This is a genomic window from Wenzhouxiangella marina, from assembly GCF_001187785.1.
GTDB lineage: Bacteria > Pseudomonadota > Gammaproteobacteria > Xanthomonadales > Wenzhouxiangellaceae > Wenzhouxiangella > Wenzhouxiangella marina.
Window position 1 is genome coordinate 2146956 of record NZ_CP012154.1, and the last position, 21778, is coordinate 2168733.

The following is a 21778-nucleotide window of genomic DNA, read 5'->3' on the forward strand; positions in this document are numbered from 1 at the left end:
TATCAATTCAGGTCCGAGGCATCGATGGATGGCTCGATCAGGCCTGCATTATAATGTTCGAATATCATCAACATGCGCAGGCCTGCCGATGAGCGGGGCTGCCCAGACAGGGGAAATCTCGCATGCTCAAGCTGACACCGGCCTCCGTTCCCCGCCCGGCGGATCGTCGCCCCATCATCGGTCTGGCCATCGCCGGCGGCGGCCCCCTCGGCGCCATCTACGAACTCGGCGCCCTTCAGGCCATCGACGAAGCCATCGACGGTGTACACATGCACGATCTGGACGTCTACGTCGGCGTCAGTTCGGGCTCCTTCCTGACCGCCAGCCTGGCCAACCGGATCACCGCGACCCAGATGGGCCGGATCTTCATGAGCGCGGACGACGCCGAGTTCCAGTTCCAACCGGAAATGTTCCTCAGACCGGCGCTGAAGGAATACCTGAGCCGCGCCAAGGCCGTGCCATCGGTCATCTTCGACCTGATTCGCGAGGCCATCCGTCACCCGTCTCGCCTGGCGCACCTGGAGAGCCTGGAGGGCATCGCCCGCCTGGTCCCCACCGGCCTGTTCGACAACCACATGATCGAGCACTTCCTGAAGGGCGTCCTGAGCCGCCAGGGCCGGAGCAATGATTTCCGCAAGCTGACGGCCAAACTGCGCGTCGTGGCCGTCGAACTCGATTCCGGCCAGGCCGTGCGCTTCGGCGAACCCGGGCTGGACCACGTCCCGATCAGCTCCGCGGTTCAGGCCTCGGCCGCCCTGCCCGGTCTGTATCCCCCGGTCGAGATCGACGGACGCTTCTACGTCGACGGCGCCCTGCGCCGCACCCTGCACGCCTCGGTGGCGCTCAAGGAAGGCGCCGACCTGCTCATCGGCATCAACCCGCTCGTGCCCTACGATGGCGACGGCGTCCCTCGCAATGGTCATGCCCATAGCCGCATGGTCCAGGGAGGCCTGCCCGCGGTCCTCTCGCAGACCTTCCGCGCTCTGATCCAGTCGAGGATGCAGGTCGGCATGTCGAAGTACGAAAAGGAATACCCGGCCGTCGGCATGATGCTGGTCGAGCCCAACCGGAACGACGAGCAGATGTTCTTCACGAACATCTTCAGCTATGCGTCCCGCAACGAGCTGGTCGATCACGCCTATCAGACCACGCGCAAGGAACTGCTGGCGCGCGCGGACGAGCTCGAACCCTTCCTGGAGACCTACGACCTGGGTCTGAATCGATCGGTTCTGGAAACCCCGCGCAGCTTCCACGAAGCCATGCGCGAGGACGCTCCCTATCTGGCGCCGGTCGGCAACGACCTGGCTCGCACCCTCGACAGCCTCGAACGCCTGCTGCGCCGCTGAAGCCCGGCGCCGCAGCCGCGGCGCCGGAGCTCGTACGAGACGGCGTTCCTACCAGTGAATACCGCGCATCAGCGAGGCAAAGGCCACCTGCTCCTGGGTGGGCTGGTCATCCCGTCCCGGCTTCTCGCCCTTGGCCGCCGCTGAATCCGGGAACATCCGGAAGGCGGAATTCATGACGATCTCCGAAATCTTCGGAGCGACCGCATGCAACACCTGGGCGAAGATGCCGAGCCGGGTCGCGATCCGCTGCGGACGGAAGATCACGGCCTGCTTGACCATGTCGGCAGCATCCTCCGGCGTGATCGTCGGGACCGATTCGTAGATCTTGGTCGGAGCGATCATCGGCGTGCGCACCAGCGGCATGTTGATGGTCGTGAAGGATACGCCCGTGTCGTTGAATTCCGAAGCCGCACAGCGTGAGAAGGAATCCAGCGCCGCCTTCGAAGCCACGTAGGCCGAGAAACGCGGCGCATTGGTGAGCACACCGATCGAGGAGATGTTGATCACCTGACCGCGGCGCTGCTCCACCATGGCGGGCAGGAAACCCATGATCAGCTTCAGGGCGCCGAAGTAGTTGAGTTGCATGCAGCGCTCGTAGTCGTGGAAGCGATCATAGGACAAGGCAATCGAACGGCGGATCGAGCGACCGGCGTTGTTGACCAGTACGTCGACCACGCCATGATCGGCAAGCACGTCCTTGACCAGACGCTCTGCGTCTTCCAGATCGGACAGATCGGCGGTGTACGGGAAGGCCTTGCCACCCTCGGCCTCGATCTCGGCCTTGGTCTCCATCAGTGCCTCTTCGCCTCGGGCGACGATGATCACGTTGGCCCCGGCCTGGCCCATCATCAGCGCGGTTGCCCGTCCGATTCCGGAAGAGGCGCCGGTGACCAGCACGTTCTTGCCACGGACCTGGCCCGAAAGCGAGCGATCGATGAACAGCTCGGGATCGAGGTGCCGCTCCCAGTAGTCCCAGAGGACCCAGGCGTAATCGTCGAGGGGCGGCACTTCGATGCCACTGCCCTTCAGGGCCCGCTCGGTCTCACGCGTATCGAACTTGGTCGGATAGTTGAAGAAGCTGAGCACGTCCTTCGGAATGCCCAGATCGCCGAGCACCTGGTTGATGATCCGTCGCACGGGCGGAAGCATGCCCAGGCCCTGCTTGACCGGCGCCGGGATGAAGCTGAACAGACGTGCGTCGATCCGCATCGACATCAGCGGCGCATGGGCCGCTTCGGCAAACAGGTTCATCACCTCGCCGATCCGTTTGGGGCTCGGATCGGTCAGATGAAAGCAATGGCCGTCGAGCTTGGGCTTATGGGCGATATGGTCCATCGCCTGGGCCACGAAGTCCACCGGCACCAGGTTGATCCGGCCGCCTTCCAGACCCAGGGTCGGCACCCATGAGGGCAGCATGCGCCGCATCTTCTGGATCAGCTTGAAGAAGTAATACGGTCCGTCGATCTTGTCGATCTCACCGGTCTTGGAGTGCCCGACGACGATTCCCGGACGATAGATGCGCCACGGCACCTTGGCATGGGTCCGGACCAGACCTTCGGAGTCGTGCTTGGTCCGGAAGTACGGATGATGCAGGCCGGTGGCCTCCTCGAACATGTCCTCGCGGAAGGTGCCCTGATAGAGACCGGCCGCCGCGATGGAAGAGGTGTGATGGAAGCACCCGGCTCCGAGCTGCTCGGCAGCCTGGAGTGCGTGGCGCGTTCCGTCCAGATTGGCGGCTTGATTGGCCTGGTCGTCCGCGCTGAGGTCGTAGACGGCCGCCAGGTGGAAGAAATGCTTGATCTTGCCGGACAGGCTCTCGATGTCGGACTTGGACAGGCCGAGCACCGGCTTGGTCAAGTCGCCCGAGACAGCAACGACGCGCCCGGAGTCATCGGCCCAGCGCTCCTTCACCAGAGCATTGAACTTCTTCTTCGACCCCTTGCGCACCAGCACATGGACCGTCCCCTTGCGTTTCAGTAGCTGATCGATCAGATTGCGGCCGATGAAGCCCGTGCCACCGGTGACGAAATAGGTCATGGACTGGATTCTCCCCGTGAATTCTTGGATTCGGATTGTCGGCATAAGATACCGATTGCCCCCGGCCCTGCCAAGTCGCATTGACCCTCGGCCCAGCGCGTGCTAGAAGTACGAGCATTGGAGATTTCAGTCTGAACAGAGGGTTTTCCGTCGTCATGAGTACGCTCGACCAGCAGTTCGAAGATGCCGCCACAGCGGCCCAGTCGCTCCCCGAGCGACCCGACAACGACACCATGCTCAAGCTGTACGCGCTGTACAAGCAGGGCTCGAAGGGCGATGTCTCCGGCGACAAGCCCGGGTTTTTCGATTTCGTCGGCGTGGCCAAATACGAGGCCTGGGAAAAGCTGAAAGGCATGGATCAGGACGAAGCTCGCCAGCAGTACATCGATCTGGTCAAGTCACTGCAAGGCTGATTTCCGGCCCGAGGAGATTCTGCTGCCATGGCCCGCAATACTCGCGAGAGGATTCTGGCCATGGCGCTCGTCCTCTTCAACGAAGATGGCGAGCCGCACGTCACCACCAACCGCATTGCCGATGAGCTCGAGATCAGCCCGGGCAATCTGCACTATCACTTTCGAACCAAGGGCGATCTGATCGAAGCCCTGTTCGCGGCCTACGAAGGCCGCATGCTCAGCCTGCTCACCACGCCGGATGAGCGCAACCCCGAGATCGAAGACATCTGGCTCTTCCTTCATCTGGTCTTCGAAACCATCGGCGAATTCCGCTTCTTCTATCGCGACCTGAGCGATCTCTGCTCGCGCTTTCGCGGGCTCCATCAACGCTTTCGCGGCATTCTCCGCCTGTCGATGGACACGGCCCGCGCACTGCTGGACGGGCTGGCCGACGCCGGCCATCTCGATGCCGACGAGGAAACCCGCGATGCCATGGTGCGCAATCTCGTGCTGGTCAGCACCTTCTGGCTGGCCTTCGATCAGGTGCTCGAGCGGGATGGCGAACCGCGCCCGGATCGCGCGGTCACCCAGGTCATGAGCATCGTCAGCCCCTGCCTGGATGAGGAATCACGCATCCAGATGCAGGCCCTGGCGGCCGCCTATCGCTGAGGCGACGCAGAAACCCACCAAGTTCGGAATAAAAAAGGCCCGGATCGGGGAGGATCCGGGCCAAGTAGCAGCCACGCTAGGGCAAGAGGGGACCCTTGGCTGCTTCGGGGTAGAACCTTTGGAAACGCTGCGTGAAGTGATCAGCTCGCGGCGTCTTCAGCCTTGGGCGTGGCCGGAGCAGCCGGCTTGGCCTTGGCCTTCGCGGGGCTCTTGGCCTTGGCGGGCGCCTTGGCAGCGCCTTCCTTCTTGGCCAGTTCGGCCACGCGCTTGTTCAGCTCGGCCACGCGCTTGCTCAGCTCGTTGATCTCGTCGGAGGTCGGCACGCCCAGGCGTGACAGGGCACGCGCCACGCGCTGCTCGAAGACCTTCTCGAGCTTGTCCCAGTTGCTCTGGGCCTGCTCACGAACCTTGTCGGCCTGCTCGCGCACCTTGCCGACGCGGCTTTCGACGTCACCGCGCACACCGTCGACGGTGTCGGTGGCCAGCTTGCGGCCCTTGCTTTCCATCTTCGAGCCTTCCTTGACCAGACGCTCGAACAGCTTGCTGGATTCGCCGATCACCTTGTTGCGGGTGTCTTCCACCTTCTTGCGGGTGTCTTCCACCTTCTTGGTGCCCTGCTTGATGATCTTGCCGCCCTCTTCCTGCGCCATGGAGAAGGCGCCCAGACCGGCCAGCCAGATCTCGTGTGCATAATCCTGCACCTGATTGGCAGCGGTCTTGCGCGAAGCGGTCTTCTTGGCCACTTTCTTCTTGGCCACTTTCTTCTTTGCGGTCTTCTTGCTCATTTGGACGAACCTCCAGGCAAATTGGCGATCAGTTGAATTCGGTTGATGGCGGCTGCTTTCCGCCGAGTACAACGCTAAGATAGACGCGGGAACTAGAGCGGTCACACTAATCATGAAAACAAGCAACTGGGCATCAATGCCCGAGGAATCCGCGACTTTCGACTTTTCCGGCAAGGCCCTGGCCAAGCACTGGGCGGAGCTGCACCGAGGAGATTGCGAACCCTGGCCCGATGCCGACCGCATCATCGCGCTGGACCCGAGCTGCGAGGATCCCGCCGGGACGGCCGAACACCTGGCCGATGCCTGGCGCTGCTTTCACGAAGGTGACTTTGCCGGCGCCGTCGACCGGGCCGAGGCGATCGGCCTGCTGGCCCATGCCGTGGCCAACAAGGCCTCCGGCATCTACGCCGACTATCTGGAAGAGGACGACGAGGTCAAACTCGACATCTACCGCAACGGCATCGAGCGGGCCGAAGCCGCCATCAAGGCCTTCCCCGATGACGCCAATGCCCACTATTTCCACGCCTTTCTCCTCGGCCGCTACAGCCAGTGCATTTCAGTGGCACAGGCGCTGGCTCAGGGGGTGGGCGGCAAGATCAAGGCCTCGCTGGAACGCGCCCTGAAGCTCGCGCCGAAGCATGCCGAAGCACATACGGCCTTCGGCCTCTATCACGCCGAAATCATCGACAAGGTAGGCAAACTGGTGGGTTCGATGACCTACGGCGCAAGCGCGGACAAGAGCATGCAGCACTTTGCCGAAGCCCTGGAACTGACGCCGGACGCGCCCATTGCCCACCTCGAATACGGTAATGGCCTGTACCTGCTCTACGGAGACAAGAAGCTGGAAGACTCCAACGAAGCGTATCGGACGGCTGCCTCGATGACGCCGATCGACGCCATGCAGCGCCTGGACGTGGACTACGCCTCGTCCTCGCTGGAGTGATCGCCGTCGATCCAGGCGTGCACTGAATCGGCCATGTCCGGGCTGACCCAACCCTCCTGAGGGCCAAGCAGCATGGTCAGGTGGAGGAGATTCTCGAACTCCAGCTCGAAGTGGCGCATGACGCTGGAGGGATCCGGGACGCGCTTCTTGTCCGAGATCAGACCGCAGAACACCTGGCCGTTATAGCTGATGATGCTGATGCCCATCCCGATCGACCCACTCTGGGGGACCCAGAACATCATTTCTCCGATCGGCGCCCCCGCCAGGTAGAGCGGCTGCTGCGGACCCGGCACATTGGTCAGAACCGTCGATGCCTTGCGACTGAACAGCTCCAAGGCCGGCTTCTGCACTGCCGTCGGCGCCATGCCCAGAGCAGCCAGCAGGCCCAGACTCATGACGGCCTGCTTCGAGGACTTGAGCTGGTGCATGAACTCCGCGACCTGATAGAGCCTGGCCAGCGGATTCGATTCGGCAATCGGCAGATCGAGAAACACCAGGCCGAAGTGATTGCCCAGGTCTCGAGCGTGCTCGAGCGGGCGCAGATTGACCGGCACGGTGGCGCGCATGGTCAGTTCCGAGGGATCGTCGCCCTGCTCGACCAGGTACTGGTGAAGCGCGCCGGTCATGGTGGCAATCAGGACATCGTTGACCGTGCAGCCCAGCGCCTTGCCCACGGCCTTGACCTCTTCCAGGCTCACGGGATCGGCCCAGGCCACGTTCTTGCGCACGCCCAGTTCACCCTTGAACTGCGAGGGAGGATCGTCCTCGAGCAGCAAGGCCGTAGCGAGCTCCGACATGATCTCGCCGGCGCCCAGGGCATAGTCGGACGCCAGATGCGGTTCGCGAATCAGGTGCATGGCTTCGTCGATCACCTTCTGGCCCACGTGCTGGACCGCGTCCATGCCTTCGCGTGCCGGGGCCATGAGGCGCCGGAAGATGTTCGATTCAGCCGCCCGCTTCTTCTTCCATTCCTCGGGCACGACCAGGCGTTCGGACTTCTCGGCACTGTCTTCGGTCAGGGACAGGAGCACCTGGACCAGGGCGATGCCATCGGCATAGCAATGGTGAATCCGGGTGATGACGACGGGACCATCGACATAATTCTCGACCAGATGGAACTGCCAGAGCGGCTTGGTCTTGTCCAGGGGCGTCGAAGCCAGCTCGGAGACCAGTTCCTCGAGCTCGGCCTTGCCCGCCTCACCCGGCAGGGCCGTGCGGCGGACGTGACTGCTCAGTTCGAAGTTGACGTCTTCTTCCCACCAGCAGCCGCGCACGGTGTCGACCGCCTTCTGCCGGAACCGGGGGAAAGCGAGAAAGCGGTTGGCGATGATGTCGCGGAAATGCTGGAACTCGACCGGCTGGTGCAGAACGATCACCCCGGTGATCATCATCAGGTTCGTCGGCTGCTCCATTCGCAACCAGGCCGTATCGACCTTGGCGATCGGTTCCTTGCGGGCGGTTGACACGGTGGAAGGCCCCCGGTGGGCGTATGACCAGAAACGGCATTCTTCCATGCCGTTGCCGAAGCGTCAATTTCAGTGCAGCTGCCTGTGCCCCGCGGTCTCCGAACCCTGGGTCGGCAGGTCATAGGGCAGCTTCACCTGATCGAGACCGAACTGCTTGAAGACCGGCTGGAGCTGATGATGGATCAGCGGGTAGAGCTGGCGGGTCAGCGAGCCATGGCTGGCCGTGAAGGTCTGGAAATTCACCGGTTCACCGCGAAACTGGCGGTAGACCGCCTGCAGCACCAGTTCGATCGTGAACAGCGGATCCTGCGCTTCCGCCCCCTCCCGGTGGCCGCGGCAGAGCATCCTGGCGGTGACCTGATACTGCGGCACTTCGCCGTCGGACTTCATCTCGCTGGGGGTGAGTTTCAACTCGACCTTGGCGCCGAACTTCTGATCCTGGGCGACGATTTCCTTGAGATCCGCGTTCAGGCGAGTCAGCTGCGTATGCGCGAGTGCGAACTGGTCGAGCAGATTGATCATCTTGGATCCGAGCGTTGTCCGGTTCTACTCTATGGCTGCCCTGCCCTTCACTTTCAAGCCTGGGCCCGCAGCTCCCCTGCACCAAAAAAGAGGCCCGGACCTCACGATCCGGGCCCCTGGGGTTGACCAGGCGTGCTCGCCGCCTCAGGGCAGCGGCGAAAACACCGTCACGTCCACCGCCGTCGCCTGGGCATCTCCCTCCCCGATCGACAGGGGCAGGTAGTCGTTGACCAGCCAGAGGCGAAGCTGATTGGTGTAGAAGGGACTGATCAGCACACCGCTGCGGCCGCCCGGGATGATTTCCTGGGACTGCGGACCGGTCGGCGCCAGCATCGACACGTTGCGTCGCGCCGGGCCGCTTCCGAAGTCGAAGGCACCCACCGAACGGGCCCGAGCGCTGTGGCTGGAGGCGTCCACGGCCTCGTAGCCACCGGATCGGGCGATGGGACCGAAGCCACCGGAGGGCGGCACGCTGAACGGCGTGGCATCACCCAGCGGGTGGCTGAACACGATCGTATGCAGCCGACCCCAACGGTAGTCGTCCTGGTTGGTGGAATTCTCGAAGGCCGAGGCGAAATCGTCCGAGGCCAGACGATCCAGCGTGTTGCTCAGGGAAGCCAGCAGGACCCCATCCCGGGCCGAGGCCGGATCGGGTGCACCGGGGAAGTTGAAGTAGCTCAGGCCGGAGGCCGCCTGTCCCTGGGTCAGGGGGAACAGACGCAGCTGGTTGACCAGGGCCCGCCATGCGGTGGTCGAGCCGGGCAACTCATCACCCAGGCCGACAGCGCTCAGGGTCGCGTCGATGGTGTTGGCGATGGCCTCGCCGCGCCAGACGCTGTAGATCGTCGCCGCGACACTGTTGGCCACCTGGTCGGCGGTCGGCATGCTGTTGCCGCTGGGATCGCCGCCCGGATCGAAACCTCCGGCCACACCGGTCGGCGTGGAGAAGTCCCACTCGGCCAGACGCCCCATGGCCTCGACGATCCGTGGATCGGCCGCGAACTGGGCGATGCCCTCCCAGGCACCCTCCGCACTGGCATTCTGATAGGCCTGCAGCAGGAACGGCAGCAGCAGCTCGGCGTCGAGCAGTTCGTTGTTGGCCTGCAGCGCCTTCATGTCGTCGATCGTCACGTCGCCGGCAGCGACCATGTCCTGGAGCTCGCGATCGATCCGCCCCATGCGCAGATCGGCGTAGCTGGTGTTGATGTAGTAGAGGCCGTTGCCGCCCGGACGCAGCTGGTTGAGCGGGTTGCCGTCCAGGGTCGTTCCGATCGGATCGTTATTGGCATTGGCCAGGTAGCCCCAGGGCGGATTGCTGACCTGCGGCATCTCTTCGCGCGGAATCAGCGCGTAAGGCGTGGCCTGCCCAGGCTGCGGGCTCTCGTCGATCAGCCACTCGTGGTTCAGGGCCCCGCTACCGTCACGAATGAACCACGGGGGAATCCCACCGTCCGGGGCGAGTTGGTTCTGCAGATCGGCACGCAGCGGCATTTCGCCGCCGGTGTAGTAGGCGATATTGCCTTCGATATCGGCATACAGGAAGTTCTGCGCACCGACGGCGAAGTCCCGCAGCCCCATCTCGAAGTCTTCCTGGCTGCGCGCACGCGCCCAGGCCCGGAAGGTCGACAGCTCGAAGGTCGGGCCCCAGCCGGTGTACTGCACGGTCAGGGCCGTGTCACCCAGCAGCTCCACGATCGGGCCGTTGTTGCGCCGCGGTACGATGAAGGTGATGCCCCCGGCGTCGTAGCCGACGTCGGCGCGCGTCACGTCATCGGCCTGTCCGTTGCCGATGTTGTTGACGAAATAGCTCTGGAAGGCATAGACGATCGGCTCGGCCACGCCGTTGTGCACCGTGTGCGTCGGCAGGCCGAAGTTGTTGACCAGGATCTGGTCCTGGAAGACATCCGTGACATCCATCCGATTGACCGTCGAACCCCAGCAGAAGAAGTCCGTGCAAGCCTGGGCATTGACCGGCGCGCCGGCGAAGGCGACCCCGCTGACCACCACCTCTTCATCGCGGATGACGAGGTTCTCGTTCATGAAGATCGGCGCCATGCTCAGCTGCAGATGCGGATCGTTGGCGAACAGGGGATAGCCGGACGCCGTGTGCTCACCGGAAACCGCCCACCAGTTGCTGCCGATGTCATAGCCTTCATTGAGGAACGGCAGGCCTTCCACTCGATCACGATAGCGGCGCGCCAGTTCCACGGTCGTCCCGTCGATCCTCGCCATCGAGTCGACCAGGGCCGTATCGGCATCGAGTGCGGCCAGGGAAGACTTGACCGGCAGGGAAGCGCCGCCCTCGCTCGCCACGCCCGCCTCGGCATTCGGCGACGGCACGATGATGCCGATGCGCTCGAAGAAATCGGGCACGGTCAGGCGGCCATCGACGGGGATCGAAAGGTTCAGGTCCTGCAGGAACAGGGCCGTGCCATCGAAGCCGACCACATCGCCGACGGCCTGATAGGTGCCGATGCGGATCGTGTTGCCGATGTCGGACAGGCTCTGATCGAAGCTGAGCTGGAAGGCCAGCAGCTTGCCGACGGCCAGCGAGTCGACCTGGGACCAGGGCTCGGCCATGGTCAGCTCGAGCGCACTGTACTCCGGCGGCAGCGGATTGGTGGCCAGGTAATGGTTGACCCCATCGGCGTAGGCCTTCAGCCAGGCCTTTTCGCTGTCGTCGAGTGCTGCGAAGGTCGCCCAGGCGCCACGACGAAGACCCAGGGTTCTGAGGGTGATGTCGTTCGACAGGGCCGCCTGGCCCAGCAGCTCACCGAGCGTGCCGCTGGCAATCCGGCGAAGGTAGTCCATCTGGAAGAAGCGATCGCGAGCGTGCAGATAGCCCTGCACGAAACTCACGTCGGTCTCGGTCTCACCGACGATCGTCGGTATGCCGTTGGCGTCGGTGAAGACGGTCACCGAGTCGTTCAGGCGCGGCACGTCGACCGTCTGCGCCTGCAGGGAGGTGGCGGCCAGCAGGCCGGCCACCAGGTTGGAAAGCAACTTCATGATGATCTACCCCGTTGTTGTGGTGTTGTCCGTCCGATTATTGCACATGCAGGATCAGACACCAGATGAAGGGGCGATCGGGATTTCAGAGCTCCGTGCGCACGTCGAGGAGCTCGGGGAAGAAGGTCAGATCCAATGCTTTCTTCAGGAAATTCACACCACTGGACCCGCCGGTGCCGGCTTTGAAGCCGATCACGCGCTCGACGGTCTTGAGATGGCGGAAGCGCCACAGCTGGAACGACTCCTCGACATCGACGAGGCGCTCGCACAGGGCGTATTCGGTCCAGTGGCGGTCGGTGTTGCGATAGATCTTCACCAGCGCCGGCACCAGGGCCGGATTGCGCTGATAGGGACGAGACCAGTCCCGCTCGATGCACTCGGCCGGCACGGCATGGCCCTTCCGGGACAGGAAGCGCAGGAACTCGTCGTACAGGCTGGGTGCCTTCAGGGTGTCCTCCAGCTCATCGTGGATCGCCGGTGAGTGCTTGAACAGCTGAAGCATCTGGGCATTCTTGTTGCCGAGCAGGAACTCGACCAGTCGGTACTGGTAGGACTGGAAGCCGGAGGCATCCCCGAAGATGTGCCGGAACTGGACGTACTCGCTGGGCGTCAGGGTCTCGAGCACGGCCCACTGGTCGAACAGCTGCTGCTGGACCAGTTTCACGCGCGCCAGGATCTTCAGGCAGGGCCCCGGATCATCCTCGGCCAGATGCCGCATGGCGGCACGCAGTTCGTGAATGACCAGTTTGAACCAGAGCTCCGAGGTCTGGTGCTGGATGATGAACAGCAGCTCGTCGTGGTGCGCCGGCTCGGATAGCGGTTCCTGGGCGCTGAGGATCCGATCCAGGGCCAGGTAGCCACCGTAGTCCAGACGACCGGCCAGATCGGTGCGGATGCTCGATTCCAGATCACGCTGATTGGGTGATTCACTCATTCCTTGCTTGGGCTCCCGTCTCCTGAGCCGGCAAGTTTAACGCGCCCGCGCAGGCGGCGTATAATGTGCGGCGGTTCGCAGACTGGCTCGAATCCGAGAAGAAGCCAGCTGTGTCTCCTTAAATTCCGGTAGCCACAAACGAGGTATCGACATGGCGCGTACAGTCGCCGCATTCAAGGTGGACTATTTCCAGTTTCTCGGGCCCGACGGCAAGCTGGTCGACAGCCAGCACGTGCCGAACCTGGCCCGCGACTTCGAACGCTTGAGCGAACTCTACAAGTTGATGGTGCTGACCCGCACCTTCGACAAGAAGGCCGTGGCGCTGCAGCGCACGGGCAAGCTCGGGACCTATGCATCCAGCCTTGGGCACGAGGCTGCCCACGTCGCCATCGGCGCGTCGATGCGCGACGAGGACTGCTTCGCACCGATGTACCGCGAATACGGCGCCCAGTTCTACCGTGGCGTGAAGATGTCGGAAGTCCTGCTCTACTGGGGCGGTGACGAGCGCGGCAACGACTTCTCCGGCCCGCGCCATGATTTCGCCTGGTGCGTGCCGATCGCGACCCAGTGCCTGCATGCCGCCGGCGCGGCGATGGCCTACAAGCTGCGCGGCGAGGAGCGCGTGGCCGTGTCCGTGGTCGGTGACGGCGGTTCCTCCAAGGGCGATTTCCTGGAAGCGATCAATGCGGCCAGCGCCTGGAAACTCCCGCTGGTGCTGGTGATCATCAACAACCAGTGGGCGATTTCCGTGCCGCGTTCGAAGCAGAACTCCGCAGCCACCCTGGCCCAGAAGGGCATCGCCGGCGGCCTGCCGAGCATCCAGGTGGACGGCAACGACCTGATCGCCTGCCTGTGGGCCATGGACAAGGCGGTCAAGGCCGCTCGCGAGGGCAAGGGCGCCTTCGTGATCGAAATGATGACCTACCGCCTCAGCGATCACACCACCGCCGACGACGCGCGTCGCTACCGTCCGCAGGACGAAGTCGACGCGGCCTGGGAGAAGGAACCCCTGACCCGCCTTCGCAAGTACCTGATCAGTCAGGGCGCCTGGGACGAGGAGCGCGAAGCGGAACTGGTCGCCGAGTGCAGCGAGTTCGTTCAGGAGGCCGCCAATGAATACCTCGACAAGGTCACCAACGATCCGCAGCCGGTGACCGCGATGTTCGATTACATGTTCGCCGAGCTGCCGCACGATCTGGCCGAGCAGCGCGCCTACGCCGAGCAGTACCCGGAAGACGGAGGACACCACTGATGGCTCAGATCACCCTGATCGAGGGCGTCACCCTCGCACTGGCCCGGGCCATGCAGGAAGACCCCAGCGTGGTCGTGCTCGGTGAAGACGTCGGCGTCAACGGCGGCGTGTTCCGCGCCACGGCCGGCCTGCAGCAGACCTTCGGCGACGAGCGCGTGATCGACACGCCGCTGGCCGAAGTCATGATCGCCGGCGTGACCGTCGGCATGGCCGCCCAGGGCATGAAGCCCGTGGCGGAAGCCCAGTTCTGCGGCTTCACCATGCCGATGATCGACCACCTCATGTGCCATGCCGGTCGCATGCGCAACCGGACTCGCGGCCGTCTGAGCTGTCCGATGGTGCTGCGCTTCCCGACCGGTGGCGGCATCCACGCGCCCGAGCATCACTCGGAAAGCCCGGAGTCCCTGTTCGCCCACATGCCGGGCCTGCGCGTGGTGATGCCGTCCTCGCCTTCGCGAGCCTACGGGCTCCTGCTGGCCGCCATCCGTGATCCGGATCCGGTCATCTTCATGGAACCGAAGCGGATCTACCGCTGGCAGCGAGAAGAAGTGATCGACGACGGGGAAGAATTGCCGCTCGACGTCTGCTTCACCCTGCGCGACGGTCAGGACATCACCCTGGTGACCTGGGGCGCGATGGTCAAGGAAACCCTGCAGGCGGCCGACCAGCTGGAGAAGCAGGGCGTCAGCGTCGAGGTCATCGACGTGGCCACGATCAGCCCGCTGGACATGGACACGATCATCGAGTCGGTCGAGCGGACCGGCCGCTGCGTCATCATCCAGGAAGCACCGAAGCATTGCGGCCTGGCCAGCGAAATCGCCGCCAACCTGGCCGATGCGGGAATCTTCAACCTGCTGGCCCCGGTCAAGCGCGTCTGCGGTTACGACACGGTGATGCCGCTCTACCGCAACGAAATGAAATACATGCCCAGCGTGCGCCGGATCGTCGACGCCGCCCAACAGGTCCTGGAGGTCTCATGAAAGTATTCAATCTGCCCGATCTGGGCGAAGGTCTGCCGGACGCCGAAATCGTCGAATGGCTGGTCGAGGAAGGCGATGCGGTCGAACTCGACCAACCGCTGGTCTCGATGGAAACCGCCAAGGCCGTCGTCGAAGTCCCCTCGCCGTTCTCGGGCAAGGTGGTCAAGTTCCACGGCCAGGCCGGTGATGTGATCCAGACCGGGGCACCGCTGGCCGAATTCAAGGTCGACGGCGAAGAGGACGAGCCCGAGCCGGCCAGCAGCGAGCCCGAGGCCAAGCCGGCCGAGGCCGCCGCCGGCATCGGTACCGACGACGTCAGCGAAACCGAGCCGACGCCGGCGCCTGCTCCCAGCGAGCCGGTGGCCGCGGCCAGGCCAGCCGCCGAGCCGAAGAGGGAAGCCGAGCCGAAAGCCGAACCTGCCGCCGAAGAGCGCGCCGACACGGGCACGGTCGTCGGCAATGTGCAGTCTTCCAATGAAGTGCTCAGCGAGCGCACGAGTACCGTGGGCGGCGTCAAGGTCACGCCGGCGGTCCGTGCCCTGGCTCGCAAGCTGAAGGTCGACGTGTCCGCGGTCCAACCGACCGGCAGCGACGGCGTGGTCACCGCGGCCGACGTCCGCCAGGCCGCCGCCAGTGGTTCGGCGCCGGCCCAGCCGCGACCCGCTGCAGCTCGTCCCGAGGCACCCGCCGCGGCACCGGAAGCACCGGCTGCGCGTCAGGCCACGCCTGCACCGGCTCCGACCCGACCCGCCCCGGCCGCGCCGAGCGGCGACTGGGAACCCATCCGCGGCACGCGCCGCACGATGGCCCGGGTGATGAGCGAATCGCACAAGTCGGTCGTCCCGACCACTCTGATGGACGATGCGGACATTCACGCCTGGGCCCCGGGCGAGGACATCACCGCCCGCCTGCTCCGCGCCCTGTGGGCCGGCGCCCAGGCCGAACCGGGTCTGAACGCCTGGTACGACGGCGACAACAGCATGCGCATGGTGCACAAGAACATGCACGTCGGCATGGCCGTCGATACGCCTGACGGTCTGTTCGTGGCCGCGCTGCGCAACGTCAACAAGGCCGACCGAGGCCAGCTGCGTGCCGAGATCAACCGACTGCGCGAGAACGCGACCAATCGCTCGATCCCGCCGGAAGATCTGAAGGACTACACCATCATCCTGTCCAACTTCGGCAAGTTCGCCGGCCGCTACGCGACCCCGGTGATCACCCCGCCCTGCGTGGCCATCGTCGCCGCAGGCGCCCTGCGCCACGAAGTGGTACCGGTGCTCGGCGGCGTCGAAGTGCACCGCATGATCCCGCTGTCGCTCACCTTCGATCACCGGGCCTGCACCGGCGGCGAAGCGGCGCGCTTCCTGAAGGCCATGCTGGACGATCTGGCGCGTGCCAACTAGCGTCGGTCGGGGGAGGCAGGGACGATGAGCACGCATCTGGCACCGAACATGATCATCGGCGCCTGCGAGTGGGTGGCCCTGCCCGAACTGGGAATCCCGCGCCTTCGGGCGCGGGTCGACACCGGCGCCAAATCCTGCTCCCTGCACGCCAGCGATATCCTGCCCTTCGAGCGGGACGGCAAGTCCTGGGTCCGTTTCCGGGTGCATCTCGGCTACCCCGAACCGGTGCGTGACCAGGACTGCGAATGCCTCCTGGCCGGCGTCCGCACGGTGCGCAGCACCTCGGGCGAGTCGGAGCAGCGCTACACGATCCGGACGCCGATCATCATCGGGCACTCGCGCTGGTCCGTCGACATCACCTTGAGCAACCGGGAGCGCATGCGATACCGTATGCTGCTCGGCCGCACCGCGATGGAAAACCACGCGCTGGTCTACCCCGCCCGAACCTTTCTCCAGGGCCAGCCGCGCCTGGATTGATCGAACCCGCAGGAGCATCGATGCGCATTGCCATTCTTTCCCGCAGTCGTCAGATCTACTCGACTCAGCGTCTCGTCGAGGCCGGTCAAGCCCGGGGCCATGAGGTCAGGGTCGTCGACACGACCCGCTGCTACATGAACATCGCCTCCCACCGACCGACGATGCATTACCGCGGCGAGCAGCTCGAGCCCTTCGACGCGGTGATCCCGCGCATCGGTGCATCGATCACCTTCTACGGCACGGCGGTCCTGCGCCAGTTCGAGATGATGGGCACCTTCCCCTTGAACGAATCGGTCGCCGTGACCCGTTCGCGCGACAAGCTGCGCTCGCTGCAGCTGCTGGCCCGGCGCGGCATCGGTCTGCCGGTGACCGGCTTTGCCCGGGCACCCGACGACATCGGGGATCTGATCGAAATGGTCGGCGGCGCCCCGCTCGTGGCCAAGCTTCTGGAAGGCACGCAGGGCATCGGCGTCGTGCTCTGCGAGACCCGCAAGGCTGCCGAGTCGGTGCTCGAGGCCTTCATGGGCCTGAACGTGTCGATCATGGTCCAGGAGTACATCAAGGAAGCCGGCGGCGCCGATATCCGCTGCTTCGTCGTCGGCGACAAGGTCGTGGCCGCGATCAAACGCCAGGCCAAGCCGGGCGAATTCCGTTCCAACCTGCATCGCGGCGGTTCGGCCGAACTGATCAAGATCACCCCGCAGGAACGCGCCGTTGCCGTGCGATCGGCCAAGATCATGGGCCTGAACGTGGCCGGTGTCGATCTGTTGCGCTCGAATCACGGTCCGCTGGTCATGGAAGTCAATTCCTCGCCGGGTCTCGAAGGCATCGAGAACGCCACCGGCAAGGACGTGGCCGGCATGATCATCGAGTTTCTCGAAAAGAACGCCAAGAAAGACAAGACCCGCACGCGCGGTACCGGCTGATCCTTCGTCGGCGGCCCAGCACTCGCCGTGTTCTCGACGAAGGCGTCCACAGCGAACGGGCCGCATTCGGCCCGTGCCCTGCTCATCCTCTTTCTGGCGGCCCTGTCCAGCCTGATCCTGATGCAGTGGCTGCTGCCCGACGAGCCGCTGGTCGATGAACATTTCCACCTCGGGCAGATCCGCCTGATCAACGGCCCCGAGTTCCAACGCGTCCCCGAACTGACCACACCCCTGGGCTACCACTACAGCGTGGCCCTGCCCGCCCGCCTGGCCGGCCTGGACTCACTGAACGCCCTGCGCGCGATCAGCGCCGTGCTCGGACTGCTCGGCCTGTTCCTCGCCTGGGCCTGTCTGCGGCGCGACGACCCGGAGCATGCCCTGCTGGGAGCCCTTCAGCTGCTGGCCTGCCCCCTGCTCTGGCCCTTCTATTTCCTGCTCTACACGGACCTGCCCTCGCTCACGCTGGTGCTGGGCGCGACGCTGCTGCTCGGTCGCCAACGATTCTGGCTGGCCGCCATGCTCGGTGTCGCGATGCTCGCCTGGCGGCAGAGCAATGTGTTCTGGGCCATGCTGCTCTGGTTGATCGCGCTTCATCAGGCCGGACTGGGCCTGGCCCTCGGCCAGGCTCGGCACTTCACGCGGGATGCGCTCCGAACCGGCCTGGCCAGCGTCGCCATCGGGCTGCAGAAGACCTGGATGCTGGCCCTTCCCCTGGTCGCCTTTGGCGTCTTCGTCTGGCTCAATCAGGGGGTGGCCCTGGGTGACCGCGCGGCACACCAGTTCGGTGGCGCTCTCTACCCGACCCAGATCTTCTTCCTGCTGCTGGTTCTGTGGCTGCTCCTCCTGCCCTTGCTGCTGGCCCGGCTGCCCGAGCTCATCGCGCTGATTCGCCGTCGCCCCTGGATCCTGCTGGCCCTGCTCGCCCTTCTGGGGGTCTATCTGGCAAGTTTCCAGGTCAGCCATGTCTACAACCTCGGCCTGCCGGAGTTCCACCTGAGAAACCGGGTGCTGGCCTGGCTCAGCGAGTCGCTCTGGCTGCGCGTCCTGGCCTTCCTGCCCATGGCCTGGGCTCTGCTGGGTCTGTGCCTGATCCGCCTGCGGGCGGGCTACGCCTACTGGCTCTACCCCGTGACCGTGCTGGCGCTACTGCCCGTGCAACTGATCGAGCAGCGCTACTACATCGTCCCCGTCGTCATTTTCCTGCTGTTCCGACAGGCCGAACGCCGGGCTCTGGAATGGGTCTTGCTGGCCTGGTTCGCCTTGCTCAGCCTCACCCTGAGCCTGGCCATCGCCTCGACACGTTACTTCCTGTAGCCGACCAGGAACCGCGAAAGTCAGGTCGACTCGGCAGGAATCAGGAAGAGGAGCGAAGTCGCAAGGCCAGGCGGCGCCAGGCGTCTTCCGACAGCTGCCCCCGGAACAGACCCAGAGCGGAACGCCGAAGTGACCCCGCTGGCCATGAAAAGCCGATGAACCAGGGCGCGACGAAACTCCCTCTTGCCGGCCGGACCGTCTGGGGTGGAGCGTTCCTGCAGTGGAGGATCAGACCCTCAGGTGACAGGGCCAGGGCCACTGGATCGGGTCGAAACAAGCGGAGCAGGCCTGGCCCTCCGAGGGCGAGCCCCGCAACGATCAACAGGAGTTTCGCCCAGAATGGCAGGCCGCTGATCAGCGCGGCGCCGAACGCGATCAGCCCTGAGGCAAGAAACAGGACACCCAGCCACGGAAGCGGTCGGACCCGAAACGGGCCCTGGGCCTCGACGCCCTGCTCAGCGCTCCGAGGAGGCGCGGGCATGGTGCTGGCCGATCGCTTCGATCAGGGTGCTCAGGTGCTCCGGTGGCAGGGCTCGGCCCATCAGCCAGTCCCAGATCTGGTCGTCCTCGCAGCCGAGCAGGTCCTCGAAGGCGGATTGAAGGGGCGGCGGCGCCAGCCCCCAGCAATCCTCGAGCCAGCGGCTCAGGAGCACGTCGAGCTCTCGCATCCCCCGCCGGCATCGCCAGCGCAGTCGAGAGGGAATCGAATCGGACATGGCAGGCCGGCGCAGCTCAGACGCCGCGTCGAGCCAGCATCATCTTCTTGATTTCCGCGATCGCCTTGGCCGGGTTCAGACCCTTCGGACAGGTGCGTGCGCAATTCATGATCGTGTGGCAACGGTACAGACGGAACGGGTCTTCGAGATCGTCCAGACGCTCACCCGTGGCCTCGTCGCGCGAATCGACCAGCCAGCGGTAGGCCTGGAGCAGGATCGCGGGGCCAAGATAGCGGTCACCGTTCCACCAGTAGCTCGGGCAGGACGTGGAGCAGCAGGCGCACAGGATGCACTCGTAAAGACCATCGATCTGGGCACGATCCTCACGCGACTGCAGGCGCTCCTTGTCGGGCGGCGCCGGGCTCTGGGTACGAATCCACGGGCGAATCGAGGCGTACTGAGCATAGAAATGGGTCAGGTCGGGCACCAGGTCCTTGATCACCGGCATGTGCGGCAGCGGGTAGATCTTGACGTCGCCCTTGATGTCCTCGATCGCCTTGGTGCAGGCCAGAGTGTTCATGCCATCGATGTTGAAGGCGCAGGACCCGCAGATTCCTTCGCGACAGGAGCGGCGGAAGGTCAGGGTCGGGTCGATCTCGTTCTTGATCTTGATCACCGCGTCGAGCACCATCGGGCCGCAGTGGTCGAGATCGATCTCGTAGCTGTCCACGCGCGGATTCTCGCCGCTGTCGGGATCCCAGCGATAGATCCGGAAGGTCTTCACCCGCTTGGCGTCGGGGGCGGGGAAATGCTTGCCCTTCTGGATGCGCGAGTTCTTCGGAAGTCTGAATTCAGCCATGGGTCGTTACCAGTCCGTATCAGTAGGTGCGGGCCTTGGGAGGAATGACCTCCACATCGTCGCTGAGCGTGTACATGTGAACGGGGCGATAGTCGATGGTGGTCTTGCCCTTCTCGTCCATCCAGATCAGGGTGTGCTTGTGCCACTGATCATCGTCCCGGTCCGGGAAGTCTTCGCGGGCATGAGCGCCACGCGATTCCTTGCGATTCTCTGCCGAGATCATGGTGGTGACCGAGTTGCCGAGCAGATTGCGCAGCTCCAGGGTCTCGACCAGATCGGAGTTCCAGACCAGCGAGCGATCGCTGACCTTGATGTCCTCGAAGCCCGCGTAGACCTCGTTGATGCGCTGGCAGCCCTGGGCCAGGCTTTCGCCCGTCCGGAACACGGCCGCGTCTTCCTGCATGACCTGCTGCATCGAGTCACGCAGTTCGGCAGTTGCCGTCGAACCCGAGGCATGGCGAAGGCGATCGAACTCGCCGACCAGATTGCCGATCACTTCAGGGTTCAGGCTCTTGTGCGACTGACCCGGCTTGATCGTCTCGCCACAGCGATTGGCCACGGCGCGGCCGAACACGATCAGATCGAGCAACGAGTTGGAACCGAGGCGGTTGGCGCCGTGCACCGAGACGCAGGCCGCTTCGCCGATGGCATACAGGCCGGGAACCACCGCGTCCGGATCGCCATCCTTCAGGGTCACGACTTCGCCGTGGTAGTTGGTCGGGATGCCGCCCATGTTGTAGTGCACCGTCGGCAGCACCGGGATCGGCTCCTTGGTCACGTCGACGCCGGCGAAGATCTTCGCCGTCTCGGCGATCCCCGGCAGGCGCTCGTGAATCACCTCGGCCCCCAGGTGCTGGAGGTTGAGATGGATATGGTCGTTCTTCTTGCCCACGCCACGGCCTTCGCGAATCTCGATGGTCATGGAACGGGAAACCACGTCGCGGGAGGCCAGGTCCTTGGCGTTCGGCGCGTAGCGCTCCATGAAGCGTTCGCCTTCGGAGTTGGTGAGGTAACCGCCCTCGCCTCGCACGCCTTCGGTGATCAGGCAGCCGGCGCCGTAGACCCCGGTCGGGTGGAACTGGACGAACTCCATGTCCTGCAGCGGCAGGCCGGCACGCAGCACCATGCCATTGCCGTCCCCGGTGCAGGTGTGCGCCGAGGTGCAGCTGAAGTAGGATCGACCGTAACCGCCGGTGGCCAGAATGACCGCGTGGGCGCGGAATTCATGCAGGGTGCCGGTGGACAGATCCCAGGCCAGTACGCCGCGACAGACGCCGTCGTCCATCAGCAGATCGATGGCGAAGTACTCGATGAAGAACTGCGCGTCGTGCTTGAGGGACTGCTGATAGAGCGTGTGCAGGATGGCATGGCCGGTTCGGTCGGCGGCCGCGCAGGTCCGCTGGGCCGTGCCCTCACCGAAGCGGGTCGTCATGCCGCCGAACGGGCGCTGGTAGATCTTGCCGTCTTCCGTGCGGGAAAACGGCACGCCGAAATGTTCCAGCTCGATCACCGAGGGGATCGCCTCCCGGCACATGTATTCGATCGCGTCCTGATCGCCCAGCCAGTCCGACCCCTTGACCGTGTCGTACATATGCCAGCGCCAGTCGTCCTCACCCATGTTTCCCAGAGCGGCGCTCATCCCGCCCTGCGCAGCGACGGTGTGGGAGCGGGTCGGGAAGACCTTGGTGATGCAGGCGGTGGTCAGGCCGGTCGCCGCCAGACCCATGGTGGCCCGGAGACCGGCGCCGCCTGCGCCGATGACCAGGACGTCGTACTCGTGCTTGGTAATGTCGTAAGCCTTGCTCACA

The 21778-nt window shown here is 64.5% G+C and carries 19 protein-coding genes; 10 read left to right on the top strand and 9 right to left on the bottom strand.

From position 1 onward, the window contains the following. Positions 1–122 precede the first annotated feature (122 nt). Complete coding sequence (locus WM2015_RS09105; protein WP_049725743.1) at positions 123–1346, top strand: patatin-like phospholipase family protein; 1224 nt, start codon at positions 123–125, stop codon at positions 1344–1346. Between the two features lie 48 nt (positions 1347–1394). On the opposite strand, the gene WM2015_RS09110 is transcribed toward WM2015_RS09105, so the two are convergent. Further along, entirely contained in the window at positions 1395–3383 is a 1989-nt protein-coding gene (locus WM2015_RS09110; RefSeq protein ID WP_049725744.1) for an SDR family oxidoreductase, read from the bottom strand. Positions 3384–3538: 155 nt separating this feature from the next. Here WM2015_RS09110 and WM2015_RS09115 point away from each other — a divergent pair, with 155 nt between their 5' ends. Both WM2015_RS09115 and WM2015_RS09120 read left to right on the top strand, forming a co-directional pair. Next, on the top strand, positions 3539–3796 hold the full coding sequence (locus WM2015_RS09115; protein WP_049725745.1) for an acyl-CoA-binding protein: 258 nt from the start codon (positions 3539–3541) through the stop codon (positions 3794–3796). Between the two features lie 27 nt (positions 3797–3823). After that, a complete protein-coding gene (locus WM2015_RS09120) occupies positions 3824–4444 on the top strand; it encodes a TetR/AcrR family transcriptional regulator (RefSeq protein ID WP_049725746.1) in 621 nt (206 codons plus the stop codon). A gap of 140 nt (positions 4445–4584) precedes the next feature. On the opposite strand, the gene WM2015_RS09125 is transcribed toward WM2015_RS09120, so the two are convergent. Continuing rightward, positions 4585–5229: a phasin family protein gene (locus tag WM2015_RS09125; protein ID WP_049725747.1), complete on the bottom strand. Its 645-nt coding sequence runs from the start codon at positions 5227–5229 to the stop codon at positions 4585–4587. Positions 5230–5365: 136 nt separating this feature from the next. Here WM2015_RS09125 and WM2015_RS09130 point away from each other — a divergent pair, with 136 nt between their 5' ends. Next, the gene (locus WM2015_RS09130) at positions 5366–6172 is read left to right on the top strand and encodes a hypothetical protein (protein ID WP_082169606.1); all 807 of its coding nucleotides are present in this window, start codon (positions 5366–5368) and stop codon (positions 6170–6172) included. Here the strand turns inward: WM2015_RS09130 and WM2015_RS09135 are convergent. The 4 genes from WM2015_RS09135 to WM2015_RS09150 all read right to left on the bottom strand — a co-directional run bounded on the left by WM2015_RS09135 (position 6148) and on the right by WM2015_RS09150 (position 12103). Further along, entirely contained in the window at positions 6148–7638 is a 1491-nt protein-coding gene (locus tag WM2015_RS09135) for a WS/DGAT/MGAT family O-acyltransferase (RefSeq protein WP_211260919.1), read from the bottom strand. The genes WM2015_RS09130 and WM2015_RS09135 overlap by 25 nt on opposite strands. Positions 7639–7707: 69 nt before the next feature. After that, positions 7708–8160, bottom strand: a complete 453-nt coding sequence (locus WM2015_RS09140) for a hypothetical protein (protein ID WP_049725749.1) — start codon at positions 8158–8160, stop codon at positions 7708–7710. 144 nt (positions 8161–8304) lie between these two features. Continuing rightward, positions 8305–11169: a penicillin acylase family protein gene (locus WM2015_RS09145; protein WP_049725750.1), complete on the bottom strand. Its 2865-nt coding sequence runs from the start codon at positions 11167–11169 to the stop codon at positions 8305–8307. Between the two features lie 85 nt (positions 11170–11254). Continuing rightward, positions 11255–12103: a tryptophan 2,3-dioxygenase gene (locus tag WM2015_RS09150; RefSeq protein ID WP_049725751.1), complete on the bottom strand. Its 849-nt coding sequence runs from the start codon at positions 12101–12103 to the stop codon at positions 11255–11257. Between the two features lie 151 nt (positions 12104–12254). On the opposite strand from WM2015_RS09150, the gene pdhA reads away from it, so the two are divergent. Genes pdhA through WM2015_RS09180 form a run of 6 tightly spaced genes read left to right on the top strand, consistent with a single transcriptional unit; the run spans position 12255 to position 18455 of the window. Then, complete coding sequence (gene pdhA, locus WM2015_RS09155) at positions 12255–13355, top strand: pyruvate dehydrogenase (acetyl-transferring) E1 component subunit alpha (protein ID WP_049725752.1); 1101 nt, start codon at positions 12255–12257, stop codon at positions 13353–13355. After that, entirely contained in the window at positions 13355–14335 is a 981-nt protein-coding gene (locus WM2015_RS09160) for an alpha-ketoacid dehydrogenase subunit beta (RefSeq protein WP_049725753.1), read from the top strand. The genes pdhA and WM2015_RS09160 overlap by 1 nt, the downstream gene beginning before the upstream one ends. After that, positions 14332–15738 carry a dihydrolipoamide acetyltransferase family protein gene (locus tag WM2015_RS09165; RefSeq protein ID WP_049725754.1) on the top strand — a complete coding sequence of 469 codons (1407 nt, stop codon included), beginning with the start codon at positions 14332–14334 and terminating at the stop codon, positions 15736–15738. The genes WM2015_RS09160 and WM2015_RS09165 overlap by 4 nt, the downstream gene beginning before the upstream one ends. 24 nt (positions 15739–15762) lie before the next feature. Further along, a complete protein-coding gene (locus WM2015_RS09170; RefSeq protein WP_049725755.1) occupies positions 15763–16215 on the top strand; it encodes an ATP-dependent zinc protease family protein in 453 nt (150 codons plus the stop codon). Between the two features lie 20 nt (positions 16216–16235). Next, a complete protein-coding gene (gene rimK / locus WM2015_RS09175; protein ID WP_049725756.1) occupies positions 16236–17141 on the top strand; it encodes a 30S ribosomal protein S6--L-glutamate ligase in 906 nt (301 codons plus the stop codon). Positions 17142–17168: 27 nt separating this feature from the next. Beyond that, positions 17169–18455 (top strand): Dol-P-Glc:Glc(2)Man(9)GlcNAc(2)-PP-Dol alpha-1,2-glucosyltransferase, encoded by a 1287-nt coding sequence (locus WM2015_RS09180; RefSeq protein WP_049725757.1) that lies wholly within the window; start codon positions 17169–17171, stop codon positions 18453–18455. A gap of 455 nt (positions 18456–18910) precedes the next feature. Here WM2015_RS09180 and WM2015_RS09190 read toward each other — a convergent pair whose 3' ends face one another. The 3 genes from WM2015_RS09190 to sdhA are packed head-to-tail and all read right to left on the bottom strand — an operon-like array spanning position 18911 to position 21777. After that, positions 18911–19171, bottom strand: a complete 261-nt coding sequence (locus WM2015_RS09190) for an FAD assembly factor SdhE (RefSeq protein ID WP_049725759.1) — start codon at positions 19169–19171, stop codon at positions 18911–18913. Positions 19172–19187: 16 nt separating this feature from the next. Next, positions 19188–19970 (bottom strand): succinate dehydrogenase iron-sulfur subunit, encoded by a 783-nt coding sequence (locus tag WM2015_RS09195; RefSeq protein WP_049725760.1) that lies wholly within the window; start codon positions 19968–19970, stop codon positions 19188–19190. Between the two features lie 19 nt (positions 19971–19989). Beyond that, positions 19990–21777, bottom strand: a complete 1788-nt coding sequence (sdhA, locus tag WM2015_RS09200; protein ID WP_049725761.1) for a succinate dehydrogenase flavoprotein subunit — start codon at positions 21775–21777, stop codon at positions 19990–19992. Position 21778 lies beyond the last annotated feature (1 nt).